The 25,945-nt window shown below is 66.9% G+C and carries 20 protein-coding genes; 6 read left to right on the plus strand and 14 right to left on the minus strand.

Features of this window, described 5'->3' with window-relative positions:
• Positions 1-45 precede the first annotated feature (45 nt).
• The 3 genes from HTA01S_RS06230 to HTA01S_RS06240 all read left to right on the plus strand — a co-directional run bounded on the left by HTA01S_RS06230 (position 46) and on the right by HTA01S_RS06240 (position 3,103).
• The gene (locus tag HTA01S_RS06230) at positions 46-912 is read left to right on the plus strand and encodes a MurR/RpiR family transcriptional regulator (protein ID WP_068167868.1); all 867 of its coding nucleotides are present in this window, start codon (positions 46-48) and stop codon (positions 910-912) included.
• 54 nt (positions 913-966) lie between these two features.
• Positions 967-1,962 (plus strand): inositol 2-dehydrogenase, encoded by a 996-nt coding sequence (iolG, locus tag HTA01S_RS06235; RefSeq protein WP_068167870.1) that lies wholly within the window; start codon positions 967-969, stop codon positions 1,960-1,962.
• 118 nt (positions 1,963-2,080) lie between these two features.
• The gene (locus tag HTA01S_RS06240; RefSeq protein WP_068167873.1) at positions 2,081-3,103 is read left to right on the plus strand and encodes a Gfo/Idh/MocA family protein; all 1,023 of its coding nucleotides are present in this window, start codon (positions 2,081-2,083) and stop codon (positions 3,101-3,103) included.
• 45 nt (positions 3,104-3,148) lie between these two features.
• Here HTA01S_RS06240 and HTA01S_RS06245 read toward each other — a convergent pair whose 3' ends face one another.
• The 11 genes from HTA01S_RS06245 to fba all read right to left on the minus strand — a co-directional run bounded on the left by HTA01S_RS06245 (position 3,149) and on the right by fba (position 17,613).
• Entirely contained in the window at positions 3,149-3,922 is a 774-nt protein-coding gene (locus HTA01S_RS06245) for an ABC transporter ATP-binding protein (protein ID WP_068167876.1), read from the minus strand.
• Positions 3,916-4,989 (minus strand): FecCD family ABC transporter permease, encoded by a 1,074-nt coding sequence (locus tag HTA01S_RS06250; protein ID WP_068167879.1) that lies wholly within the window; start codon positions 4,987-4,989, stop codon positions 3,916-3,918. Before HTA01S_RS06250 ends, HTA01S_RS06245 begins: the two co-directional genes overlap by 7 nt.
• Complete coding sequence (locus tag HTA01S_RS06255; RefSeq protein ID WP_084235894.1) at positions 4,986-6,227, minus strand: ABC transporter substrate-binding protein; 1,242 nt, start codon at positions 6,225-6,227, stop codon at positions 4,986-4,988. Before HTA01S_RS06255 ends, HTA01S_RS06250 begins: the two co-directional genes overlap by 4 nt.
• A gap of 18 nt (positions 6,228-6,245) precedes the next feature.
• Positions 6,246-7,502: an MFS transporter gene (locus HTA01S_RS06260; RefSeq protein WP_068167888.1), complete on the minus strand. Its 1,257-nt coding sequence runs from the start codon at positions 7,500-7,502 to the stop codon at positions 6,246-6,248.
• Complete coding sequence (locus HTA01S_RS06265; RefSeq protein ID WP_068167891.1) at positions 7,499-9,406, minus strand: IucA/IucC family protein; 1,908 nt, start codon at positions 9,404-9,406, stop codon at positions 7,499-7,501. Before HTA01S_RS06265 ends, HTA01S_RS06260 begins: the two co-directional genes overlap by 4 nt.
• Positions 9,407-9,417: 11 nt before the next feature.
• Complete coding sequence (locus HTA01S_RS06270) at positions 9,418-10,551, minus strand: NAD/NADP-dependent octopine/nopaline dehydrogenase family protein (protein WP_068167894.1); 1,134 nt, start codon at positions 10,549-10,551, stop codon at positions 9,418-9,420.
• A 14-nt stretch (positions 10,552-10,565) separates the two neighbouring features.
• Positions 10,566-11,561, minus strand: a complete 996-nt coding sequence (locus HTA01S_RS06275; protein WP_068167897.1) for a PLP-dependent cysteine synthase family protein — start codon at positions 11,559-11,561, stop codon at positions 10,566-10,568.
• A gap of 25 nt (positions 11,562-11,586) precedes the next feature.
• Positions 11,587-12,990: a Y4yA family PLP-dependent enzyme gene (locus tag HTA01S_RS06280; protein WP_068167902.1), complete on the minus strand. Its 1,404-nt coding sequence runs from the start codon at positions 12,988-12,990 to the stop codon at positions 11,587-11,589.
• 99 nt (positions 12,991-13,089) lie between these two features.
• The gene (locus HTA01S_RS06285; protein WP_068167904.1) at positions 13,090-15,294 is read right to left on the minus strand and encodes a TonB-dependent receptor; all 2,205 of its coding nucleotides are present in this window, start codon (positions 15,292-15,294) and stop codon (positions 13,090-13,092) included.
• A gap of 244 nt (positions 15,295-15,538) precedes the next feature.
• Positions 15,539-16,447 carry a phosphoribosylaminoimidazolesuccinocarboxamide synthase gene (locus HTA01S_RS06290; RefSeq protein ID WP_068167906.1) on the minus strand — a complete coding sequence of 303 codons (909 nt, stop codon included), beginning with the start codon at positions 16,445-16,447 and terminating at the stop codon, positions 15,539-15,541.
• A gap of 101 nt (positions 16,448-16,548) precedes the next feature.
• Positions 16,549-17,613 carry a class II fructose-bisphosphate aldolase gene (gene fba, locus HTA01S_RS06295; RefSeq protein WP_068167908.1) on the minus strand — a complete coding sequence of 355 codons (1,065 nt, stop codon included), beginning with the start codon at positions 17,611-17,613 and terminating at the stop codon, positions 16,549-16,551.
• Between the two features lie 203 nt (positions 17,614-17,816).
• Here fba and HTA01S_RS06300 point away from each other — a divergent pair, with 203 nt between their 5' ends.
• Positions 17,817-18,584 carry a DUF481 domain-containing protein gene (locus tag HTA01S_RS06300; RefSeq protein ID WP_068167910.1) on the plus strand — a complete coding sequence of 256 codons (768 nt, stop codon included), beginning with the start codon at positions 17,817-17,819 and terminating at the stop codon, positions 18,582-18,584.
• Between the two features lie 209 nt (positions 18,585-18,793).
• On the opposite strand, the gene pyk is transcribed toward HTA01S_RS06300, so the two are convergent.
• On the minus strand, positions 18,794-20,227 hold the full coding sequence (pyk, locus tag HTA01S_RS06305) for a pyruvate kinase (protein ID WP_068167912.1): 1,434 nt from the start codon (positions 20,225-20,227) through the stop codon (positions 18,794-18,796).
• A 576-nt stretch (positions 20,228-20,803) separates the two neighbouring features.
• Here pyk and fusA point away from each other — a divergent pair.
• On the plus strand, positions 20,804-22,864 hold the full coding sequence (fusA, locus tag HTA01S_RS06310; protein WP_068167914.1) for an elongation factor G: 2,061 nt from the start codon (positions 20,804-20,806) through the stop codon (positions 22,862-22,864).
• A 221-nt stretch (positions 22,865-23,085) separates the two neighbouring features.
• Here the strand turns inward: fusA and HTA01S_RS06315 are convergent, their stop codons facing one another.
• Positions 23,086-23,400, minus strand: coding sequence for a hypothetical protein (locus tag HTA01S_RS06315; RefSeq protein WP_068167915.1), 315 nt, complete (start codon positions 23,398-23,400; stop codon positions 23,086-23,088).
• A gap of 38 nt (positions 23,401-23,438) precedes the next feature.
• Complete coding sequence (locus HTA01S_RS06320; protein ID WP_068167916.1) at positions 23,439-24,368, minus strand: hypothetical protein; 930 nt, start codon at positions 24,366-24,368, stop codon at positions 23,439-23,441.
• Positions 24,369-25,233: 865 nt separating this feature from the next.
• Here HTA01S_RS06320 and HTA01S_RS06325 point away from each other — a divergent pair.
• On the plus strand, positions 25,234-25,869 hold the full coding sequence (locus HTA01S_RS06325) for a L,D-transpeptidase (RefSeq protein ID WP_245638012.1): 636 nt from the start codon (positions 25,234-25,236) through the stop codon (positions 25,867-25,869).
• The last annotated feature ends 76 nt before the right edge of the window (positions 25,870-25,945 follow it).

The following is a 25,945-nucleotide window of genomic DNA, read 5'->3' on the forward strand; positions in this document are numbered from 1 at the left end:
ACCGCAGCGGAGCCCTTCTCCCTGCCCTTCACGCCACCCCAGACCATGACCCCAGCCAAGCCGCTCACCCCGGTGGACGAGTTCCTGCAACGCCTGGTGCGCGAGCACGGGCAGCTCAGCCGCCAGCTCAAGCTCATCGGCGCCTACATCGAGCAGCACCGCGACCACGTGGGGCTGGAACGCATCCAGGACATCGCCGACCACTGTGGCGTGCAGCCCTCGGCCGTGGTGCGTTTTGCCAAACATTTCGGTTTCTCGGGCTTCTCGGAGATGCAGGCGCTGTTTCGCGCCGGGCTGTCCACCCAGATCGCCCCCAGCCGCAGCTACCAGAATCGCATCCGCGAAGCCGTGGCGCGCAGCGACCACCCGCTGGACAGCGCCGGCATCGCCCAGGAATTCGTGGGCGGGGCCGTGGCCGGCCTCGAAGAACTGCGCCGACAGCTGCCCGACCTGCCGATCGACCGCGCGGTGGACCTGCTGGCCCACGCGTCCTCGCTCTGGGTGGCCGGCGCGCGCCGGGCTTTCCCGGTGGCCACCTACCTGGCCTACGCCCTGCAGCACACCGACAAACCGGTGCAGCTGGTCGACTTCACCGGCGCCATGCACAGCGGCCAGCTGCGCGGCCTGCGCCAGGGCGACGTGATGGTGGCTGTGAGTTTTGCCCCCTACGCCGAAGAAACCATGGGCGTGGTGCGGCAGGCCGCCAACGCCGGCGTGCCGGTGATCGCCATCACCGACAGCCGCGTCGGCGCACTGGCCCAGATGGCCGACGTGGCGCTGGTGGTGCAAGAAAGCGCGGTGTTCGGTTTCCGCGCGCTCTCCAGCACCATGGCCCTGGCGCAGTGCCTGTTCATCGCCCTGGCCTACCGGCTCGAACTCGAATACAAGCCCAGCGGTGCCGCGTCGCGTTGAGCGCCGTGGCACCGCGCAACCCCTTTCTCCAACCCACCACCTGACCGAACTTCCATGAAAAACGTTGCCGTTTTTGGCGCCGGCCGCATCGGCCGCATCCACGCCGCCAACCTCGCCGCCCTGCCGGGCGTCCAGCTCAAATACGTCTGCGACGCCGTGCCCGCGGCCGCCGCCGACCTGGCCCAGGCGCTGGGCGCCGAGGTGTCGACCATCGACGCCGTGTTCGCCGATCCGTCCATCGACGCGATGGCCATCTGCTCGCCCACCAGCACCCACAGCGAACTGATCACACGGGCCGCCGCCGCGGGCAAACACATCTTCTGCGAGAAGCCGGTGGACCTGTCCGTGCCGCGCGCCGAAGCCGTGGCCCAGGCCGTGGCCGCCGCTGGCGTGGGCTGCATGATCGGCTTCCAGCGCCGTTTCGACCCCACCTTCAACGAAGCCCGCCGCCGCATGGACGCGGGCGAGATCGGCAAGCCCGAAATGCTGGTCATCACCAGCCGCGACCCCGGCGCGCCGCCGGTGGACTACATCAAACAGTCCGGCGGCATCTTCCGCGACATGCTGATCCACGACTTCGACGTGTTCCGCTGGATCCTCTGCGCCGACGGCGACGAGGCCGCCTGGCTGTCCGCCACCGGCTCGGTGCTGACCGACCCGGCCGTGGGCGCCGCGGGCGACTTCGACTGCACCGCCGTCACCATCCGCACGACCAAGGGCCGGCTGTGCCAGATCAACACCACGCGCCGCGCCGCCTACGGCTACGACCAGCGCTTCGAGGTGCTGGGCTCGGCCGGCCTGCTGCAGTGTGGCAACCACACGCCCAGCGAAGTGCTGCAGTGGGACGCGAACGGCGTGAAGGCCGACAAGCCCGAGGCCTTCTTCCTGCAGCGCTACGCCGCCGCCTACCGGCTGGAGATCGAACACTTCTTCGCCTGCCTGCAAAGCGGCCAGCCCTTCAAGACCACGGTGCAGGACGGCGTGCTGGCGCAGAAGCTGGCCGACGCGGCCGCGCAGAGTGCCCAGACCGGTCAGCCGGTCGTCCTGTAACCCCCCTGCGCCGCTTCGCGTCTTCCCCCCAGGAGGACCACGCCTGTGGCCTGGCAAAGCCAGTTCCACGGCGTGCGCTGGAACAGAGACGCAAGCCCTTCACCCTCCAAGGACTGTCATGAGCATTCCAACACTCAACGTCGGCATCGCCGGCCTGGGCCGGCTCGGCAAACGCCACGCCGAACAGCTCGCACGCCACACCCCGGGCGCGTGCCTGGTGGCGGCCTGCAGCCCCGTGACCGCCGAGCTCGACTGGGCGCGCAGCGAACTGGGCGTGGGCCGCTGCCACGGCACGCTCGACGCCCTGCTGGCCGACCCGGACGTCGACGCCGTGGTGCTGGTCACCCCCACCACGCTGCACGCCGACCAGACCATCGCCTGCCTGCGCGCGGGCAAACACGTGTTCGTGGAAAAACCGCTGTCGCTGGACGTGGCCACCTGCGAGGCGGTGGAAGCCGTTGCGAAGGAGCACCCGAACCTCGTGGCCATGGTGGGCTTCGTGCGCCGCTTCGACCCCAGCTACGCCGAGGCCAAGGCCGCCATCGACAGCGGCGACCTGGGCAAGCCCTTCCTGGTGCGTTCACAGACCTGCGACCAGAACGACGAATCGGGCTTCTTCGTGCGCTTTGCCGGCTCGTCGGGCGGCATCTTCATGGACTGCAGCGTGCACGACATCGACCTGGCGCGCTGGATGCTGGGCAACCCGAAAGCCACGCGAGCCTTCGCCAGCGGCACCATCGCCCTGCACCCCGCGCTGGCCGAACACGGCGACGTGGACAACGGCATGGGTATCGTGGAGTTCGAGGGCGGCCAGCGCGCCGTGTTCTACGCCAGCCGCACCATGCCGCACGGCCACGAGACCACCACCGAGGTGATCGGCACCACCGGCACGCTGCAGGTGGGCATGGGCGCGCACCTGAGCCGCGTGCAGTACCGCGACGCCTGCGGCGTGGGCCACCGCGCCCTGCCCGACTTTTTCGCGCGCTTCGGCGACGCCTTCCGGCTGGAGATGGAAGCCTTCGTCGCGGCCTGCCGTGGCGAGCGCCCAAGCCCGCTCACACTGAACGACGCCACCGAAGCCACCCGCATCGGCCAGGCGCTCACGCAGTCGCTGCGCAGCGGGATGCCGGTAGCGCTCTAAGGTTCCCGGCGGCGGACCGCTCAGCCGCCCCGTGCGGCAGGCGCCCTATGCCACCGCCGGCTCGTCCACCATCCCGTCCACGATCACCTGCAGCGTGCCGCGCGAGCACGGCTCCACACGAGCGTTCACCTGGTAGATCTCGCTCAGCATCTCGGTCGAAATGACCGTGCTGCTGGAGCCGCTGGCGCACAGGCAGCCATTGGCCAGCACCAGTGTCTGGTCCGAAAACCGAAGAGCCTGGTTGAGGTCGTGGATCGCGATGAAGACCAGCAGCCCACGGCGGCGGGCCAGTTCGCGGGTGAAGGCGAGCACTTGCAGCTGCCGGTGCAGGTCGAGCGCGCTGGTGGGTTCGTCCATCAACAGCACCTCGGGGTCGCGCACCAGGGTCTGGGCGATCGAGGCCAGTTGGCGCTGGCCGCCGCTGAGTTCTCCGAGCTGGCGGAAGGCGATGTCGCGGATGCCGAGCGAGGCGAGCGTTTCGTCGATGAGCGCCAGGTCTTCGGGCCGCACGGCCCAGCCGCCGCCGTGCTGCTTGCGCGCCAGCAGCACCGACTCGTACACCGTGAGCGCCGGGCTGGCCGAGGTGTCCTGCGGCATGTAGACAATGCCGGCCTCGCCCTTGCGCGAGCCTTCGAGCTGGAGCTCGCCCGGGCCTTTCAGCAGGCCGGCGATGCGCTTGAAGAGCGTGGACTTGCCCGCCGCGTTGGGGCCGATCACGGCCACCACCTCGCCGCCGGTGAACACCGGCGTGGTGACGCCGGACACGGTGAGCGTGCGGCCGTAGCCGGCGCCCACGCCCTTCAGTTGCAGGCTCACCATGTGCGTCTCCGGCTGCTGAGGATGAGGGAGATGAAAAACGGCACGCCGATCAAAGAAGTGATCACGCCGATGGGGAAGATCGCGCCGGGCACCAGGGTCTTGCTGACCACCGAGCTCAGCGAGAGGATCAACGCCCCGGCCAGCATCGAGGCCGGCATGAAGAAGCGCTGGTCTTCGCCGATGAGCAGCCGCGCGATGTGCGGGCCCACCAGGCCGATGAAGCCGATGGTGCCGACGAAGGCGACCGGAAACGCCGCCAGCAGGCTCACCAGCACCAAGGTCTGCAGGCGCAGCCGCCGCACGTTGATGCCGAAGCTGGCGGCCTTGTCGTCGCCCAGGCGCAATGCCGTGAGCGCCCAGGCCTGCCTGGCGAACAGCGGCAGCGTGCACACCAGCGCGAGCGTGGTGATGGTGAGCTTGGGCCAGGTAGCCTTGGTGAGGCTGCCCATGGTCCAGAACACCACCGCGGCCACGGCCTGTTCACTCGCGAAGTACTGCACCAGCGCCAGCAGCGCATTGAAGGTGAACACCAGCGCGATGCCCAGCAGCACGATGGTTTCGACCGTCACCCCGCGGCGCAGGCTCAGGGCGTGGATGAGCCCCGAGCACAGCAGCGCCATCATAAAGGCGTTGATCGGAACGATGTAGTCGGCCACGGCCGGAAAGGCCACCGGCAGCAGCCGCACACCGAAGGCCAGGCCGAGTGCCGCGCCGAAGCTGGCCGCGGCCGACACGCCCAGCGTGAAGGGGCTGGCCAGCGGGTTGTTGAGCACGGTCTGCATCTGCGCGCCGGCCAGCGACAAGGCCGCACCCACCACGACGGCCATCAACGCCACCGGCAGGCGGATCTCCCACATCACCACGCGCGCCTGCGGCGAGGCTTCAGCGGGCCACAGCAGTGCGCGCACCACTTCCCCCAGGCCATAGCGCGTGGGGCCGAGCGCCAGGTCGAGCAGGAAGCTGCCCAGCAGCAGCAAGGCCAGCAACGCGAGCAAGGCCTGGCGGCGCTTGACCAGCACGCGGTACTGGCCGGCGGGTGGCGCGGTCAACGGCAGGGTGCTGCTCATGGCGCATCCCCTTTCGCGGCGGCCTCGCGCGCGAGGCTCACGAAATAGCCCGGGCGGTAGGCGATGGGCAGGAAGCGCTCGTGCAATTCGCGGAAGGTCGCGTCTGGGTCGAGGTCGGCAAACAACTCCGGGTGCAGCCACTTGGCCAGCTGCTGCACCGCCACGAACTGGTAGGGGCTGTTGTAGAACTGGTGCCAGATGGCGTGGAAGGCGCGGTTGCGTTGCGCACTGGTGGCCGCATACGCCGGTCGTTCGAGATAGCCCTCCAGCTTGCGGGTCGCCTCGGCGAGGTCTGCGCCCGGGCCCACGCCGACCCAGCGGCCGCCGGGCACGTAGGCCTCCCAGTTGGCGCTGGTCACCACCACGTGCGCCGGATCGGTGGCGAGCACCTGCTCGGCATTGAGCTGACCGAAGGTGCCGGGCACCAGGCCCTTGGCGATGTTGGTGCCGCCGGCCATCTCGACGTAGCGGCCGAAGTTCTCGTCGCCGAAGGTGAGGCAGCAGTCCTGGCTGTAGCCGCCGATGCGCTCGATGAACACCTTGGGCCGCGCCGGCTGCCGCGCTGCGATCACGTCGGTCACCCGCGCGAGCTGCTGGCGGCGGAAGTCGATCAGCGCCTGCGCGCGCACTTCCTTGCCGAGCAACTGGCCGAACAGGCGCATGGTGGGTTCGGTGTTTTCCACCGGCTGGTGGCGGAAGTCCACGTACACCACGGGGATGCCCACCGCGTCGAGCTTTTCGATATAGCGCGCATCGTCGGTGGCACGCTGCGCCTCCACGTTGAGCAGGATCACGTCGGGTTTCAGCGCGATGGCCTGCTCGATGTCAAAGGTGCCGTCCTCGAAGCCGCCGAAGGTCGGGATATCGGCGATTTTCGGGAACCTGGCCTTGTAGAGCGCATAGGTGTCCGGGTCGGCCTGGATCATGTCCTTGCGCCACGCGACGATGCGGTGCAGCGGGTCTTCGGTGTCCAGCGCGGCCAGCAGGTAGAGCTGGCGGCCTTCGCCCAGCATCACGCGCTGCACGGGCAGGCGCACCTGTACCTTGCGGCCCCGCAGGTCGGTGATCGTTGTCGCTGTCGTGGCCGTGGCCGCAGCGGGCGTCGCGGCCTGGGGCACATCGGCCGATGGCGTGGCGAGCCGCCAGGCCGCGATGGCGCCGGCGGCCACCGTCGCCCCGAGACCGGCGAGGAGCCACCGGCGTGATGAAGAAGTCTTGTGTTCTGTCGTGGGGTTCATGGTTTCTCTCGTGACAACTCAGGACGGCAGCTGTTCCGGCGCGGTGGCGGCGGGCGCGCTGCGCGAACGTCTTCGCATCACGGCGACGACCACCACCACCATGGCGTAGAACAGCGCGACGAAGGCGTAGATGTGCTCGAGGCCCGCCACCTGCGTGAAGCCCATGCCGAGCGCGATGCCGGTGATGGAGGCGAACTGGCCCGTGCTCTGCGCCACACCCAGCACGTGACCCTGGTGGCGCGGCCCGGCGGCGGTGGAGATCAGCGCGGTGAGCACCGGCGTGGTGGCGCCCAGCAGCAGCCCCCAGGCGAAGTGGATCGCCACGAACACGGCCACCAGGTGCGTGAAGCCGGCCAGCGCCGTGAGCACCGCGCAGGCCGCGGCCACCACGGCGACCTGCGGCAGCACCTCCGGCCAGGACTTGCCTTCGAAGTGGCGCGCCCAGCGCGGGGCCGAGACCACGAAGCCCAGCGCCAGCAAGCCATAGCACAGGCCCGCCACCCAGTTGTCCACGCCAAACACCGAACGCACGTACAGCGAGAACGTGGTCTGCGTGAGCATGCGGCTCATCAGCAGCAGGCCGATGATGAACAGCAGCCCGACGATGGGCGCACGGCGCCACGCCTGCCGGCCGGGTTCGGTCGTGGCGCTCTTCGCGGCGGGCGCTGGGCCCGAGTGCGTGGCCGCCGGCAGCAGCACCCATGTCGCCAGCGCACACGATGCGCACAGCAGCGCCGCCGTCGTGTTGATCCAGAAAAAGCTCGCCGTGTCGAGGATCAGGCCGCCCGCCATGGCCCCCCCCAGCGAACCCACGTTGGTGGACACCTGCAGGAAGGCGAAGAGACGCGCTCGCCGCAGCGGCGACACCACCGCCACGCCATAGGCCTGCGCCGGCGCAATGAATCCGGCGCAGGCCCCCTGCATGAAACGCAACGCGAGGATGGCCCACACGTCGGTGCAGAAGGCCAGCGCCAGCTGCGTGAGCGCCAGGCCCATCAGCGCGCGGATCATCATCGGCTTGTGGCCGCGACGGTCGCCGATGCGGCCCCAGAAGGCGCTGGTCAGCATGATGCCCAGCATGGGCCCCACGTACACCGCGATGGCGGCGAAGGCGAAAAGGCCCTCACTGCCGACGAGCGCACGCAGGTGCACCGGCCAGAAGGGGCCGCTCATCTCCATGGCCCCCATGGAGACGAGCTGGATCACGAAGAGCAGGCGGATCGCGCGCTCGCTGCCGCGATCCGCCGGTGGGGCGGAAGAAGCTTCTGTGCTCACGTGGAGGCGGTGGCCATCGGGTTGGGCAGCAGGTGCTGCAAGCGGTAGTCGGCGTAGCGCTGCAGGTGCATGCGCAAGACCGAACGGGTGGGCCACGGCTGCACGAGGAAGGCGTCACGCTCGGCCAGCCAGAAGGCCTGGGACGTGGTTCTCGACGCGACGGCGTCGAACGCCGCCGTGGTTTCTTCGCGCAGGATCTCCCACAGCCGCGTCGGCGCCAGCCCATACTCGTCGGTCAGCAGCAAGGCCACCTCGTGCAGGTGGCACACGAAGCAGGCGTCGATCACGAAGGTGCGCACGGGCTCGATGTCGTCGGTGAACACGGTGGGCAGGATGCCCTTGTGCACGTAAGGCTGCAGCGTGAGGCCGCGTTCGTTGAGCAGCGGTGCATAGGTGCGGCCATCGCCGAAGTCGCGGATCAGAAGGCCCTTGGGCTCGCCGTTCGCGTCGAACAGCACCGAGGTGTTTTGCTGGTGCGCTTCGAGCCCGATGCCGTAGAGCATGTAGATCGCGATCACGGGCTGCGTGACCACGCGCGCATAGCAACGGAAGAAGCTCTCCACGGCGTCGGCGGAGGCGCGCTGGCCGGAGCGCTCGATCAGCTCGGTGATGAGCGGCCGGTGCGTGAGCGGCGCCTGCGTGAGCAGCGCTGCCACGGGAACGGGCAGCAGCCCGTCCCTGCGCTCGAAGGCGCGCGTGCTCTGGCGGAAGGCCACCGAGAGGTAGCGGCCGGGCGCGTCTTCCTGCGTGACGGCGTTGCGGTAGTGGAAGGCCACCTCCTCGGCAAAGATCTCCAGCCGCCCTTCGAAGCCGCCTTCGGCCGCGAGGATGCGCTGGATCACATGGCTGATGCGCGGCCCCATGTGGATGGATTTCGCCTGCAGGCTGCGTTGCTCGCTGGTGAGCCACAGCGCCACCGGCAGCTTGATGAAGGGCGCGGTGTCCGGCGTGTCGGGCAACATGGTGCGGAACGACATCGTCGGCGCCGTGGCCACCTCGGGGCCCTCTGTGATCAGCAGGCCGGCTTCGATCTCGCTTGCGTATTGCTGCTTCACGAAGTTCTCGAGATGCCAGGCATGAAGGGGCAGCGGCAGCCACTGCGTTTCGTTCAGGCCGCGCGAGCGCAGGCCGGCCTTCCATGGCGCCCACAGCGTGGGGAACTCGGTGGCGAAGTAGTCGTGCAGGCTGCTGACGTGCGGCATGCGCTCCATGTAGGCCATGTCGGCGCGCAGGGCGGCAATGCGCACCGGCACGCGCGCGCCGAACTCGGGCGACAGCGCGGCCACCTGCGCAGCGTCGAGGTGGGGTTTGGCTTTCCAGGTGGGATAGAACGGGTGGCCTTCGAGCGAACCCCACTGGTCGAGCAGCATGGCGGCGCGGCGCGTGCTGCCGTTGCGGCGCAGGTAGTCCACCAGACCAGCCGAGCCGCTGTGGCGGATGCTCTGGCCCAGCGCCGCATTCCACGCCTCGCGGTGGATACGGGCCTGCGCGTCGTTGCCCACGCTGTTGGCCACGTCGGCCTTGAGCGCGGCCACGCCTTCGTCGGTGGGGGTGAAGTCGAAGCCGGGGCGCAGCAGGTCGATCAGCTGCCCGGCCGTCTCGATGGGCCGAGGGTCCTGGCCGGGCATCAGCACGCTGATGCCGCCCTGGTTCACGAAGGTGTCGGCCGGTGCGGCCCACAGCCGCTCGAAGTGCACCAGCGCGCGCTGCTCCCACAGCGGCAGCCAGGCCGTGCGGCCGTTCGGCGCGAACAGCAGCGCGCGGTGGTCGAGCACGCCTTCGGCAAACAGGCAGCGCACCAGGCGGCGCAGGGCGTTGCGTTCGGACAGCGCGATCGCGGCGCGCTGCTCGGCGGCTGCGGGCGCTGCGAGTGCGGCCGGGTCGGGAATCGATTCGAAACTCATGTCGGGTTCTTTCAGTGGGGCCAGGCCTGGGGCAGGTAGTCGCGCGGGGAATGGCGCAAGCCCCCCATGTAGGCCGAGGTCCAGGCAGAGATCTCTTCGATGTGCGGCATGGGCACGGCCAGCCTGCGCGCCATCTCCACCAGGGTGGCGAGGCCGTAGGCCACGTCTTCCTCGAAGGCGCGGCTGCGCTTGTCGATCCAGTGGCCGCCGGCTTCGTCGCGCACCAGGGGCGCGAGGATGTCGTCGTAGGCCTTGTTGGTGCGCAGCACCGAGAGCATGGTGCGCGGGTCGCGGATCTGGTCGCCGTAGGCTTCGACGATCTCCTGCCGCAGCGGCTTCACCGACGACAGGTCGATGCCCAGGCGCTGCTCCGCGGCCCGGCACAGGCGCTGGTTCTCCTCGTCGCTGCGTTCCAGGAAGTAGGCGCCGAGTTCGGGGCATTCGGTCCACCAGCGGATGGGCTGGGGCAACGGGCGCTCATGAAACTGCGCGTACGGGCCGACGAGGCCGTAGACCACCGAGCTGTGCATGATGGGGTTGCCGGGTGTCAGCGTGATTTCGAGGTAGTGCCGAAGCAGCTCCACCGGTGCGTCGTACAGCCGCTGCACCAGGGCCTGCGCCTGCTGCTGCAGGGCCGCCGTTTCACGCGCGTGCGTGGCGATGTGCAGCACGGCCTTGGGGCCGCCCATGCGCACCGATGCACCGGGCGTGAGTTCATACGCGGTGTGCGGCACATCCTTCATGCCCCAGATCACGGCGTTGGGACGCCCGGCGAGCGCCTGCTCGGCCAGCCAGTCGAAGCCGCAGAAGCCGGGAATGGCGCCCACGAACACCGGCTTGTGCACAGGCAGGCAGCCGGCGATGCGCTTGAGCACGGCGGGGCGTACATGCGCCGGCACGGTGATGACCACCACGTCCGCATCGCCTACCGACTGGCGCGGGTCTTCGCTCACCACGTCGGGCCGTGCCTGCAGTGCGCTGCCATCGGGCAGCCAGGCCGTGATGGCGTGCGCAGCGTTGCCCGCATGCGCAGCCAGCACCTGCGGATGCTGCGTCAACAGCGACACGTGCACACCGGGCCGCTGCTTGAACAGCACCGCATTCAGGTGCCCGGTGCGCCCGCCGCCCACGACGGCCACCTTCATGGTCGGGGCGCTGCTCAATTCAGCCACCGCGTCAGGTTGGCCGTGACCCGCGGGTCGAGCAGCTTGCGCTCGCGCAGCCACTCCTCATTGAACACCGTGTGCAGGTACTTCTCGCCACCGTCGGCCACCGGCACGAGCACGTTGCCACTGATCACGCCGCTGTGGATGAACTCCAGCGCCTTGTAGATGGCGCCCCCGGTGGAGCCGCCCACCAGCAGGCCGGTGCGGCGCGCCATGAAGCGGGCCGTCTCGAAGGCCTGTGCATCGGTGACCTGCACGCCCTGGTCGATGGTCGTGTGGTCCACCACCAGGCCCACCGTGTCGCCCTTGGGTGTGCCCGTGCCCGACTGGTAGTACGGATGCCCGGGCTGGCCGAAGATGATGGAGCCCGCGGGCTCCACGCCGATGACGGTGGTGCGAGCGTCGTGCTGCTTGAGCCCGCGCGCGATACCGGCCATCGAGCCGCCGGTGCCCACGCAGCCCACGTAGGCGTCCACCCGGCCGTGGGTCTGCTCGATCGCTTCGCGCACGAAGCCGGCATAGCCGTCGGGGTTGGCCGGGTTGTCCGACTGGTTCATGAACATCGCGCCCGGGACCTGCACGGCCAGTTCGGCCGCCAGCCGCTGGCGTTCGACCACGGCCACCTCGTCTTCGCCGTACTGGCCTTCGACGTAGCGGATCTCGGCGCCGAGCGCACGCATCACCTCGATCTTGTCGGGCGCAGCGTGGTGGTCCACCACCGCGATGAAACGCAGTCCGAACTCGATGGCGGCCAGCGTGAGGCCGATGCCGGTGTTGCCCGACGACGACTCGACGATCACGCCATGCGGGCGCTTCAGACGCCCCGACTCCAGCGCCGCCATCACCATGCTGCGCGCCATGCGGTCCTTCATGCTGCCGCCGGGGTTGTTCTTCTCGATCTTCAACAGCAGCATCGAGTTGCGTATGGGCACGGGGATGCCCAGGATCGGCGTGTGGCCGATGAGATCGCTGACCTTGCTCAATATCATTCTCGACTCCCTTCTTTCAGTTCAATCAATCGTCAGGCGAAACATCCACACCGCCTGCCGCGCCGTTCCTGACGGCGATGCGGCGCGGCATCGGGTGGCGGTGGAATTCGTTTTCCAGCAGGTCCATCTGGTAGCCCGCCGTGTTGGCGAAGACCAGCAGGTCGCCGGGCGCGGGCCTCGTCGCGAAGTCGATCAGCCGGTTGGTGATGACGTCGTCGTCCAGGCAGCTGTGGCCGGCGATGTAGGCCCGCATCGGCGCTTCGCCGTGCGGCGACCCGAAGCTCTGGAGGATCGGGTCGACCAGGTATTCGGAGGCGAACCAGGTTTCACAGGCGCTGAAGCTGCTGCCTTCCACGTAGACCACGTGGCGGCCGTCGGCCAATGCCTTCACGCGGTTGACGCGAAACACCGAGATCGCGGCCTGATCCACCAGGCTGCGGCCGGGCTCGATGGCCAGGCGCAGGCCTTGCGCGATGAGCGCTTCGGCCACCGTGGTGGTGGCGTCGAACGGCGCGGCAAGCAGCTCATCCAGCCAGGTGGGTGCGTCGAGCCCGCCGCCATAGGGGTAGAAGGACGTGGGCAGCTTGCCGTTGCGGTAGTGCGTGGCGTCCTGCGATTGCAGGAAGGCCGCGTAGCGCTCGGCCTCGACGTAGCGGATCGGCAGGCCGCCGCCGATGTCGATGACCTGCGCCGCCAGCCCGATCTCGCGCGCGGCGGCCACCTGCACCATCACCTCGCGCAGGGCCTGGGCGCGGGACGCATGGTCGTAGCCGCCCAGGTGGAAATGAAAACCCTCGAAGGCGAAGCTGTCGCGCGCGGCGGCCAGTTGGCGCAGGCAGTGGGCGACGTCGGCCTCACCCATGCCGAAGCGGCTGGCGCGGGCGGATGCCGGCCGGTAGCGCAGCAGCAGGCGGGCACGCCGGCTGGGCTGGCTCTGCCGCTCCAGCGCCTGCAGGGCCTCGAACTCCTCGACGGAATCGACCGAGATCAGCGAGCCGCAGGCCACCAGCTGGCGGTGGAAGCGCTCGGTCTTGGCCGGGCCGGTGGCCACCAGGCGCCGCGGGTCGGCACCGGCACGCAGCGCGTCGCGCATCTCGTATTCGCTCGACACATCCACGCCGATGCCGGCTTCGACCGCGGCGCGCACCAGCGCCTGCGACTTGTTGACCTTGGCGCCGTAGTACACGTCGAGCACCACGCCGTGGCGCCGGGGCACGGCTTGCAGCGCTTCGGCATTGCGCTTGAGCAACTCGGGCCACACCACGTTGAGCGGCGATCCGTAGCGCTCCACCCACGCCTTCAGCCGGATCGGCTGACCAAGCGCCACGCGCGCGACCTCTCCATCCAGCAGAGGCGGCAGCGTGGATGGTGACCACGCACGCGCCGCCACGGTGTCGTCCACCGGTATGGACGTTGCTTCGTATTGCATGGTCGGCAGCCTCCCTGAGCTGTGTTCTTGGATCGACCGTTTGGGCGGTTTGGGCGCTCGGATTGAGCGCCCATGACATGGCGCTCAATGTCCAGATGTTTAGAGGTCCACCGCCGCGGACAACAGCAGCGTGCGCGGTGCGCCCTGTGCGAGCCCACCGTAGCTCGACACACCAGACCAGTAATCTTTGTCAAACAGGTTGCGCATACCGGCCCGGAAGGTGGTGGTCTTCCCCTGCACCTTGGTGCGCCAGCGCGCGCCGGCATCCACGCGCGTCCACGCCGGGATGCTGCGCAGGTTGGTGCTGTCCGCGTACTGTTTGCCGGCGTGGGCCACTTGCATGGTCAGCGTGATGCCGGAGAGCCACGGCGTGTCCCACTCGACACCCATGTTCGCTTGCACCCGGGGTACGCCGATCGGCTGCTTGCCGATGGTGGCAGCGCTGCTGCTTTGTGTCATCTCTGCATCCAGCAACGTCAGACCAGTCAGCAGGCGCACGCGGGGCGCGATCTCGCCGTAGGCTTCCAACTCAAGACCGCGGTTGCGTTGCTCGCCATCGGCCGTGTAGACGTTGCCGGCGTTGAGCATGCCGCTCGGTTTGGAGATCTGGAAGGCCGCGACCGTGGTGGTCACGCGGCCGAGGGCGTACTTGACCCCCACTTCGTATTGCTTGGCCCGGTACGGCGCCAGCACATCGCCGGCGTTGGCCGCAGAGGCCGGGGCGATGTCGCCCTTGCTCAGGCCCTCGATGTAGTTGCCGTAGAGCGAGAGGTTCTGTCCCCACGGTTTGACCACCACACCGAGGAACGGCGTCGTCGCGCGCTCGTCGTAGCTCTGCGATACGGTGCCCGCTGCGCTGAAGTTGTCCGACTTCACCTGCTGCATGCGCGCGCCCAGGCTGACCTGAAGCTTGCGATCCAGCATCGACAGCGTGTCGGCCAGCGCGAGGCCGCTCAGCTCGCTCTCGGAGATCTTCGCAACCGGGGGCTCGGCCAGCGACTGGACTGCGCTGTCGAACGGCGCGTACAGGTTGGATGTGATCGCAGTCCCAGCGACCGATCCACGGCCCAGACGGTCGCGGTACAGCGAGGCCTGCAGCGACATCGCATGGTCCACACCGCCGGTGCGCAGCCGGGCACGCGAGCCCAGATTGAAGGTGTCGCGGGACACGTCGAACCGGAAACGCGATGGCGTCGCTGTCACGTCGCCAGCGGTGTTGGTCAGCACCGGGTTGCCGAACAGGCGATCCACCTCGGTGTGCGCGCCGCCGACGTCGGCGAACACGCTCACGTTCTCGTTCAGGTCGTACTCGGCACGCAGCAGCGCCGACTGGTCGTCCACCTTGGACCATTCCCACGGGTTGGTCACGTTGAGATTGCCATCCGGCGCGGAAGGGATCTCCGGTACTGCGTCGGCCGTGCCGAGGAAGACGGGGCGAGAAGGCGCATCGAAGCGCTCGTGCTGCGACACGAGATCCAGCGTGGCACGCATCCTGTTGCTCGCGTAGTCGAGCGACAGCGCCCCGACGCCGGCCTTGCGCGATTGCTTGTCCACCACGGTGTCGCCGTCGTGCACGCTGCCGTTGAAGCGAATACCGAACTCGCGCGACTCACCGATGCGCCGGCTCAGATCCACGCGGGTACCCAGCTGCGACTCGGAGCTGTAATCCAGGCCAAGCTGCGTCACGTCTTTGCCGTCGGCGCGCTTGGGCACGACGTTCACGCTGCCACCCACGCTGCCATTGGGCGACATGCCATGGAGCAGCGCCGTCGGCCCCTTGATGATCTCGACACGTTCGATGTAGTCCGAAAAGACGCGGTAGTTCGGCGCCACACCGTATACGCCGTCAAAGCCGAACTCGCCGAGATTGCCTTCGTTGACGGGGAAACCGCGGATGTAGAAGGCGTCGAGCATGCCGCCGGGCGACACCGAGAAGCGCACCGCGGAACTGTTGCCGATCACGTCGGCCACGGTGGACGCCTGCTGGTCAGCCACAACCTGCGAGGTATAGCTCGTCGTGCTGAAGGGCGCGTCCATCACGCCGGTGCTGCCCAGAAGGCCCAGGCGGGCATCGCGCCCCAGCTGGCCGCCGGGCAGCTTGCCATCCGTGGCGCTGGCCCGGACTTCGACCGTGGGCAGTTGCTGCTCTGGCTTGGCCCCCGAGGTGTCGCCTGGGGTGGCCTGCGCGTGCGCCGCGGCGCCTGCACCCAGTGCCATCCAGCCGGCCAACGCGAGGTGCGCGGCCACCGCCAGCGGCGCGGGGCGTGAAGGGGCTGTCGTGGAGGTGGAGTTGCTGTAAGTCATGGTTGTCAGCTTGGAAGATGGAGAGAGGTGAGCAGCTCGAGCAGGATCTCGGACCACACCGGTCGGTGTCGTCATCCGATGGATTTCCGCTCTATTTCCGTTATGCAAATGCCAATGATTCGCATTATGCATTAAAACATCTTCGGAACAAACCACCGATGGCGCCCTACTGGCGGCCCGCCGAACCCACAAAAAAGCCCGGGCATGCCCGGGCTTTTTTGTGGGGGGGTGAACGAAACCGCGTTCAGCCCATCAACCGCGTCAGCGCTTCCTGGTACTTGGCCGAGGTCTTCTCGATCACCTCTTTGGGCAGGCGCGGCGAAGGCGGGGTCTTGTCCCAGGGCTTGCCGCCGACCTGGGCGGTTTCCAGCCAGTCGCGCAGAAACTGCTTGTCGTAGCTGGGCGGGTTCTGGCCCACCACATAGCTCTCCAACGGCCAGTAGCGCGAGCTGTCGGGCGTGAGCACCTCGTCCATCAGCACCACGTTGCCAGCCTTGTCCAGGCCGAACTCGAACTTGGTGTCCGCGATGATGATGCCCTTCTTGAGCGCGATCTCGGCCGCGGCCTTGTACAGCGCAATGGCCTTGTCGCGGATCTGCGCGGCGATGTCGGCACCGACCATCTCCACCGTCTTTTCAAAGGTGATGTTCTCGTCGTGCTCGCCCATCTCGGCCTTGGCGGCCGGCGTGTAGATCGGCTCGGGCAGCTTGCTCGCGTTCTGCAGGCCCTCGGGCAGCTTCACGCCGCAGACCGAACGGCTTTCCTGGTATTCCTTCCAGCCACTGCCGGCCAGGTAGCCGCGCACCACGGCCTCGACCGGAATCGGCTTGAGGCGCTGCACCAGCATGGAACGGCCTTCCACCTGGGGTACCTCGTCGGGCGAGACCACGCTCTCGGGCGCATCGCCGGTCAAGTGGATCGGGCAGATGTTCAGGCCCTTGGGGCCGAGCTGGTCGAACCAGAACAGCGAGAGCTTGGTGAGCAAGGCGCCCTTGCCGGGAATCGGCTCGCCCATGATCACGTCGAAGGCGCTGATGCGGTCGGACGCCACCATGAGGATGCGGTCGTTGCCCACGGCGTAGTTGTCGCGCACCTTGCCGCGCGCGAGCAGGGGCAGGGATTTCAGGGCGGAGGTGTGGAGGGCGGAAGTCATGATCGGGCGCAGAAGAGTGACAGCCAAGAAAAAAGCCCGGTGACCGAACAGTCAACGGGCTCCGAACCATTCCGGGCGATTATCGCAGGTCGGTCACGGGGTCAGACCACCTTCTGCGCCAGCTCGCCCTGGGCGTACTTCGCCGCCATCACGCTGAGCGTGTCGCCCTTGATCTTGCTGCCCTGGCCTTCGCAGCCGAATTCCAGGTAGCGCTGCTTGCACACCGCCTTGGCGGCTTCGCGTGCGGGCTTGAGCCATTCGCGGGCGTCGAACTTTTCGGGGTTCTCGGCCATGAACTTGCGCACCGCGCCGGTCATGGCCATGCGGATGTCGGTGTCAATGTTGATCTTGCGCACGCCGTGTTTGATCGCTTCCTGGATCTCTTTCACCGGCACGCCGTAGGTCTGCTTCATCTGGCCGCCGTACTGGTTGATGATGGCCAGCAGCTCCTGCGGCACGCTGCTGGAGCCGTGCATCACCAGGTGGGTGTTGGGGATGCGGGCGTGGATTTCCTTCACGCGGCTGATGGCCAGGATGTCGCCGGTGGGCGGGCGGCTGAACTTGTAGGCGCCGTGGCTGGTGCCGATGGCGATGGCCAAGGCGTCGAGCTGGGTGGCTTTCACGAAGGTGGCGGCTTCTTCGGGGTCGGTCAGCATCTGGCTGTGGTCCAGCTTGCCCTCGGCGCCGATACCGTCTTCTTCGCCGGCGTCACCGGTTTCCAGGTTGCCCAGGCAGCCGAGTTCGCCTTCCACCGTGACGCCGCTCTTGTGCGCCATCTCGACGACCTTGCGGGTCACGTCGACGTTGTAGTCGAAGCTGGCCGGCGTCTTGCCGTCTTCCATCAGCGAGCCGTCCATCATCACCGAGCCGAAGCCCAGCTGAATGGCGCCTTCGCAAACCTTGACGCTGGTGCCGTGGTCCTGGTGCATCACCATCGGGATGTGCGGGTACATCTCGGCAGCGGCCTGGATCAGGTGCTTGATGAAGGCTTCACCCGCGTATTTGCGGGCGCCGGCGCTCGCTTGAAGGATGACGGGTGCGCCGACCTCGTCGGCCGCGGCCATGACGGCCTGCACCTGTTCGAGGTTGTTGACGTTGAACGCCGGAATGCCGTAGCCGTTGGCGGCGGCGTGGTCGAGCAGTTCGCGCATGGAAACGAGAGCCATGAAAAATCCCCTAAGGCTAAGTTGGTAACCGGTCTGTAACTCGGGGGAATTTTACCGCCCGTGCATCCCGCCATGCCGGCTTTGAGGTCGCTCGCAACGTGCGGACACCATTCGTCACAAAACACCGGGGAACTGCGGCCTACAAACCATGACCCTTCCTGTTCGAACAACCCCACCCATTGGAAGAGGAAGGACCCACATTCATGCCATGCCGCCCCCTGATCGTGAGCTTGACGTCGGCCGCGACGCTGCTCGTGCCCATGCTTTCGCAGGCCCAGGTCACTCTCATCCCCGACGGGCAATGGCGCTACCTGCTGACGGCGGGCGCCAACGTCTCGTCCGGCAACAACAAGGCCGGCTCGATCAACCTGGCGGCCGAGGGCGCCCAGCAGACCAGCGATGACAAATGGACCTGGACCGCCAAGGCCGACCGGGCGCAGAACGCGGGCGTGGCCACCACCGAGCGCTACGGCCTGCGCACCCAGTACGACCGCGATCTGTCCCCCGACTGGTTCGGCTTCGGTTCGGGCGAGACTCTGCGCGACAAGCTGGCCAACATCGCGGCCCGCCATTCGCTGGCCAGCGGCGTGGGGCGCCACGTCTGGCGCGAAGACAGCGGCTACTTCGACGTGTCCCTGGGCCTGGGCTATTCGCACGATCGCTACGTCACACCCACCGACATCGGCGGCACCCCGCGCGACACCTACGGCCGGCTGGAGCTGGTGCTGGCGGAAGAGTCCAGCCACCGGCTGACCGACAACACCAGCCTGCGCCAGAAGTTCACGCTGTACCCGGACCTGCGTGAATCGGGCCGGTACCGCGCCGTGCTCGACACCGGCCTGACCGTGGCCATGACCGAGACGATGAACGTCACGGCGGGTTTGAGCTACCGCCACGACAGCAAACCCGGCCCGGACATCAAGAAGGGCGACGCGATGTTCGTGACGGGGGTGTCGTTCCGGCTGGACTAGAAAAAGCACCCCCTGCGCCGCTGATGCGGCTTCCCCCTCTCTTGCGCCTTCGGCTTGGAGGGGGACGGCACCCGTGGCCTGGCAAAGCCAGTTCCACGGTGCCCCTGGATGGGACCGCCTCACGCATAGCGTTGTAGAAACTGATCAGAAGGTTTGTCGTTTCCTCTTGTTGCCACAGTGGAAGAAGACGCGACGCAGGGATGCGACTTCTACGCTGCGCGACAAATTTTCAGCGTGTTCGTGCCGCCGGGCTGGCCCATGGGCTCGCCGACGGTGATGGCGTACACGTCGCCGCTTTGCACGATGCCCTTGTTTTTCAGGTAGGCCTCGGCGTCGGCCAGGGCGGTGTCGCGGTCGGCGCTGGTGTCCATGAGCAGGGGGCGCACGTTGCGGTAGAGCGTCATCTTGCGCTGCGCCGTGAGACTGGAGGTGACGGCGTAGATCGGCATGCGCACGTTGTGCCGGCTCATCCACAGCGCGGTCGAGCCCGACTCGGTCAGCGCCACGATGGCCTTGGCACCCAGGTGGTGGGCGGTGAAGAGCGCGCCCATGGCGATGGACTGGTCGATGCGCTTGAAGGTCTTGCCCTTGAAGTCGGCACTGAGTTCGGCGTATTCGGCCTTCTCGGCCTCCTGGCAGATGTTGGCCATCTCGCGCACGGTCTCCAGCGGGTATTTGCCGGCGGCGGTTTCGGCGCTGAGCATCACGGCGTCGGTGCCGTCGAGCACGGCGTTGGCCACGTCGCTCACCTCGGCGCGCGTGGGCACCGGGTTGACGATCATGGACTCCATCATCTGCGTGGCGGTGATCACCACCTTGTCCATCTCGCGCGCCATTTTGATCATGTGCTTCTGCAGGCCGGGCACGGACGCGTTGCCCACTTCCACCGCCAGGTCGCCGCGGGCGACCATGATGCCGTCGGACACCCTGAGGATGTTGGCCAGCTCGGGAATGGCTTCAGCGCGTTCGATCTTGGCGATCAGCGCCGGCTTGTGGCCCACGGCCTCGCCGGCCACGTTGCACAACTGGCGCGCCAGCTCCATGTCGGTGGCGTTCTTGGGAAAACTCACCGCCACGTAATCGGCCTTCAGGCCCATGGCGGTCTTGATGTCCTCCATGTCCTTGGCGGTCAGGGCCGGCGCGGTCAGGCCGCCGCCCTGTTTGTTGATGCCCTTGTTGTTCGACAGCTCGCCGCCAAGCTTCACGGTGGTGTGCACCGCCGGGCCGACCACCTTGTTCACCGTCATCACGATCAGTCCGTCGTTCAGCAGCAGGGTGTCACCGGCCCGCACGTCGCGCGGCAGCTCCTTGTAGTCCAGGCCCACGCCGTCGATGTCGCCCGGCTCGGTGCGCGAAGCGTCGAGCACGAAGGGCTGCCCCGGCTCCAGCATCACCTTGCCTGCGGCGAACTTGCCCACGCGGATCTTGGGGCCCTGCAGGTCGGCCATGATGCCAACCTCGCGCCCGGCACGCTGGGCCGCCTCGCGCACCAGGGTGGCGCGGTCGATGTGGTCCTGCGCGGTGCCGTGCGAGAAATTCAGCCGCACCACGTTCACCCCGGCACGGATCATGGCCTCCAGCAAGGCGGGATCGCTCGAAGCGGGACCGAGGGTGGCGACGATTTTGGTGGCGCGTTGGGGCATGCTTGTCTCCGGGGCTGTTGGACGAAAAAACGACCACCACCCGGCGGTACGGGCGGCGGCCTTGTAATTTGGTTTCAATTATCAATGAAACCAGTTACATCCGAGTTTCAGGCTGCGGACCGGCGGCATGCGTGTGTACAGACAATAAAGTCAGTCGTCGCAATCTCACATCGTGAAAAACGGATACGGGGACTGATTTTGCTGGCGAGGTGACCCCGGGGCGTAGAAGTTGCCAAGCTGGGTTGAGCCTCATCAGAGAACGGATCTTCAGACACCCATCGAAGGCGTCTCTCAACGAATACAGCAGTCGACCCGCAGCCGTCGACGGTGACAGTGGTCATGACGGGCTCAGAGAGTTGTTGTTGAGACATCTTGAGTGTGAGCCCATGTCTCAGCACGCTGGCAACAAGGGGGAGGTCAACGCGGCATGCATGCCGGTCAGGTATTGGAAATCGGCGGCGCAATCAATTTGCGTTAGCGTGGTCAATCCCGTACGCTGCCCCGACGTCCACACGCAACGCCCGAGCCCATGCGGGCCACCGGGCCGGCCTTCCGGACGTGCAAAGGAGTCCAACCATGCCAAGCCGATCGAACGGCCTCACGGCCGAAATGAGAGCCGTGCGAACATTGGCGCTCGTGGGCGCCGCAGTCGCCGGCAAGACCTCGCTGGCCGAGGCCTTGCTGTACAAGGCGGGCGCCATCGGCGCGTGGGGCAGCGTCGAGCGCGGCAGCACCGTTAGCGACCACGACCCGCTCGAGCGCCGCATGCTGCATTCGCTCAACGCCTCGGTGATGCACCTCACGCATGCCGGCACGCGCATCTACCTCATCGACACGCCCGGCGGACCCGACTTCCTCGGCCAGAGCCTGCCGGCGCTGGAGGCGGTCGAGACGGTGGCGGTGGTCATCAATGCCGCCACCGGCATCGAGCCGATGGCGGTGCGCATGATGGAATACGCAGCCTCGCGCCGACTCGCCCGCATGATCATCGTCAACAAGATCGACGCGCAGGGCGTCTCGCTGTCGGGTCTGCTGGCCGACATCCAGGCCACCTTCGGCCGCGAATGCCTGCCGCTGAACCTGCCCGACGGGGTCAACCGGCAGGTGATCGACTGCTTCTTCAACCGCTTCGGACGCTCCGACTTCGGCCCCGTCGAAGCGGCGCACCGCGCGCTGGTGGAGCAGGTGGTCGAGGTCGACGCGGCCTTCGTCGACCGCTACCTCGAGAAAGGCGACGTCGACCCGTCGGAGCTGCACGCGCCGCTGGAGCAGGCGCTGCGCGAAGGCCACCTGATCCCGGTGTGTTTCGCCTCGTCGCGCAGCGGCGCCGGCGTGGCCGAGTTGCTTGACGTGATCGTCAAACTCCTGCCCGATCCGACCGAAGCCAACCCGCCGAGCTTCATCGTTGGCGAGGGCGCTGAGGCCATGCCCATGGAGGCCAAGCCTGACTCGACGCTGCACGTGCTGGCGCACGTGTTCAAGGTCACGATCGACCCCTTTGTCGGCAAGATGGGCATCTTTCGTGTGCACCAGGGCACGGTCACGCGCGACAGCCAGCTCTACATCGGCGACGGCCGCAAGCCGTTCAAGGTCGGGCACCTGTTCATGCTCCAGGGCAAGGACCACGTCGAGGTGTCGCACGCGCTGCCCGGAGACATCGTGGCGGTGGCCAAGGTCGATGAGATCCATTTCGATGCCGTGTTGCACGATGCGGCCGAAGACAGCCATGTGCACCTCGCTCCGCTGCCGTTCCCGGTGCCGGTGTACGGCCTGGCCGTGGAGCCCAAGCGGCATGGCGACGAGCAGCGCGCCTGGGAAATCCTCGGCAAGCTCGCGGCCGAGGACCCGTGCCTACGCATCGAGCATGTGGCCGCGACCAACGAGACGGTCCTCTACGGGCTCGGCGAGCTGCACCTGCGCATCGTGCTCGAACGCCTGCGCGAGGTTTACCGCTTCGATGTCCAGACTCGGCCACCGCGCATCGCCTACCGCGAGACCGTGACCGCGCCGGCCGAGGGCCACTACCGCCACAAGAAGCAGAGCGGCGGTGCCGGCCAGTTCGCCGAAGTCTTCCTGCGCATCGAGCCGCTCGCGCGCGGCGCGGGCTTCGAGTTCGCCGACGAAGTCAGGGGCGGTGCGATCCCGGGCCAGTTCATCCCCGCGGTCGAGAAAGGCGTGCGCGAGGTTTTGGCGTACGGCGCGATCGCCGGCTTCCCCGTGGCCGACGTGCGCGTCGTCGTGTACGACGGCAAGCACCACAGCGTGGACAGCAAGGACATCGCCTTCGCGACCGCCGGCCGCAAGGCCTTCATGGCGGCGATTCGCGAGGCCCGGCCGGTTGTGCTCGAGCCGATTGTCCAGATCGAGATCGCCGTGCCCGAGCATTCCGTGGGCGACGTCACGAGCGACCTGTCGTTGCGGCGCGGCCTGGTCACAGGCACATCGGGCTTGGGGGCCGGCACCGTGGCCATCGGCGGTCAGGTGCCAGAGGCCGAGCTGGCCGACTACCAGTCGCGGCTCAATGCGATGACCAGCGGCCAGGGGCGCTACACCGTCGCGTTGTCGCACTACGAGGCCGTTCCGCCGGCCGTCCAACAGACGTTGATGGGACGGTACCGGGTGCGCGAAGACGACTAGGAAAAGCGCAGCGCCGAGGCTCAGCTTGCACGCGCGTTGCCGAGCAATCGACTTGGGCGTACCGTGAGATCAAAATGCTCCCTCGCCCGGCGATTGCGATCACCCTAATTCTTGTGGCAAATGTCCGATACGCAGCGCAGGCTGCCGCTCGGCGGGCGCGATCAGAAGCACGGTTTAAGGCGCTTTGCGGTCGCTGACTGTGATTCCCATGCTCGCTTGCGCTAGATGCACGCCACCAACAACAGCTTGTGCCCTTCTAAAAGCGGGCATGGTGGCCACATGGGGTTGACGATCAATGCATGGACGCGCCCCCCATGATGCCTACCCGCAGAACTTTTCGGCTTTTTGGGATGGGGCGCGTCGTTGCCTTGCCAGGTGAAAGAGGAATCCACGTCCGCTGCCGTGCGCCTCGCTTTGCGGACGATGACGACCCCGTCGAACTGCTTGCCCTTGGCCTTGTGAAAGTTCATTACCTGCAAGCCCGCAGGAGCTTCGACGCCATCAAGAATTTTCTCTTGCGCGAGGGCTTGGTCCAAGGCCAGTCGAGTGCCGTTCCGTCGCCCTCAGTAGTGCTTCAGGTATCGCCTAGGGTGCGACGGCGGCAGCTCGGATAAGTCTGTAGCACCCGCCGCCCCGCCAGGCGACTAGTCATGAGATCGTGGATTCTGACTAGGAAGCGCTCGAAGCCATCGTAGTGGTCGGCGTAATGCGCGCGATGGGAATCGCGCAGCAGTTGCCAGAAGCGAGCGTTGTCACTCAGTCCCCAGGTCAGCAGGTGGTCGTAGAAGAGCGTGCCCCGTTCGAAGTCCAAGACTTGTGCCATGATCTCCTCGATCGTCAAGGTTTTCCCCTCGACTTCGGCCAGCCACGCCTCGACCTCCTGATGCGGTTGAATAGACAGAGGCGGCGGCACCAACATCACGCTTGCCATTTCCCTGCTGCCGCTCAAATCGGCGACGTCGGACCATTCAGGTTTTGCCGCCGTAACATGGCGACATACCGCGGGGTCCGGGTGTTCGACGCTTACGTAGTTGTCGAACCACCAGACGGGCAGGGCCTCCTGGATGTCGAGGAAGACCTGGCGGCGTTCCGCCTCGGGAGGGACGGTCAAGGGAGGTGCGCCTTCCACGGCCCACAGGTCCTCGAAATTGACCATGGATCGGATCCCCTTCCGGATGGTGCTCGGGTGAGCGCCGATGTTGTCGACACACACATCGATGATCCGGATGCCGAGGTCGAGGCGCGGCGGCGGGGTCCACGCACTCACGCGGAACTCCCGCAAGGGCTTCCAGCCAACCTCTGTGACGACCCGGGCTGAAAACGGGATGCTCCGTTGCGCGTCCATCAGGCAGAAGAGGTCCAGGTCGTCATCGTCGATTCCAGACCGGCGGCCAATGCGGATGAGGCGGATTCCGCGCTCAAGATCCATCGCGGTGTGGCGCAGCGCTTGCACCGTGCGGTCGTTATAGGTGAAGGGCAGATGGGTGTAGGTGCTCTTGAACATGGTCCTGACGTTTCGACGGGCGTGGTCAAGTGGCGGCGATGTGAGCCAAAAAAGGGTAAGCGGTTAACTGGACTACACGGATTTTCAATCCGGTGCACAACCGCGTTGCGCGTCGCCCGAGAGTCTCAATCCAGTCGAAGCTTATCTATAGCGCATGACCGCTATGCAGCGGGATGCTGCCGGCCGCAGGCGCCAGGCGAACTTACGCTGACAGCCTATTCTGTTGAAAAACTCGGCCCGCGAAGTTGGGCACGCCTCAGGGCAAAAGTCGACCTCTCAGATCGATCCAGGATCGACGATCGCAGGCTGCCCAAGGGTTCAAGGACCCCAAAAAAACTGCTCTTTGTGTCCCTGATGAGTTTTTCAACAGAATAGGCCGAAAGCGGAAAGTCAGCCAAGCGTTCCCTATGTCCGACAGCATTTTGAGCGGTTGGTGAGTTGATCTGCTCAAGCATTTGGGCCTCCAAAGAATCGTAGAAGCCGGCTGGTCAAAGTCAGGCAGCGGTTGCGGCCTGACTGTCGAGATGAATGGAAGAAGATTCACGCCGGAGGTCCAGTCGTAAGAACTTTGGCGGCGAAGTAAGCCAGTCGCATCAACTTTGACCCAGACCGGGCCGACCCTACGGCACGAGGTTTTGGAAACCCTTGATTTTTTGAATGTCCCAGAGCAGTTGCTGTGGCGCCCTACGATGAATGCGCCCCTGGACTGAAGGAGCATTTGCGCTGCCTTTCGCCTGCTTTTGCGCGTCTTGCCATCCCGCAGGGCCAATAGCATTTGCCCACACGGCGGTCTTTCGGGGTCGTCACTCGTGGCAGTCGCGGGAGGTGCAAACCTTTCCGCGTTCAAATGCGGTGGCTTTGCAACATGCGGTTCTTGATCTCTGGGCTCACAGTCGCGCTATTCGTCGCCCTGCTCGGCGGGCCGGCCCTGGCGGCAGGGGCCACGCCGTCACCCAACATGCCAGCTGTCGCTGCGTTGGCGCTGGCCCGACAGGTGATTGCCTCGGCAGACCACGGAGGCCTGCCGTTCGCTGTCGTCGACAAAAAGGCGGCCGTGATCGCGGTTTTCCTGGGCAACGGCCAACTCGTCGGCTCCACGCCGGTGCTGCTGGGGGCGGACTATGGCGACCGGGCCGTGCCGGGCGTAGGGGCACGCACCCAGAGCGGACAACTGCGAAAGGGCGACCGCGTGACCACAGCAGGCCGATTCGTCTCCCAGCCTGGCCGCAATATCGGGGGCGAATCCGTGGTCTGGATCGACTACGACAGCGCGCTGGCTATCCACCGATTGCGCCCAGGACCGTCGCAGCAGCACCGCGCGACGCGCCTGGCCTCGGCTGACCCGCAAGCGCGCCGCGTATCGGCCGGCTGCGTGGTGGTGCCGGTAGCCTTCTATGAAGCTGTCGTATCGCCTGTGCTTGGTCGCAGCCGCGCTGTCGTTTACGTGATGCCTGAAGCCGGCGGGGCGGCGGACAAACTATTGGCCCCCAGCAACGCCTGAGCATGTCGCCGGTGAGCCCCGCAGTTTCTGCAGGGACTGATTGGCATAAATAGAGGCCGAGTGGCAGCTGTCATAG

The organism is Hydrogenophaga taeniospiralis CCUG 15921, assembly GCF_001592305.1.
In the GTDB taxonomy this organism is placed as follows: domain Bacteria; phylum Pseudomonadota; class Gammaproteobacteria; order Burkholderiales; family Burkholderiaceae_C; genus Hydrogenophaga; species Hydrogenophaga taeniospiralis.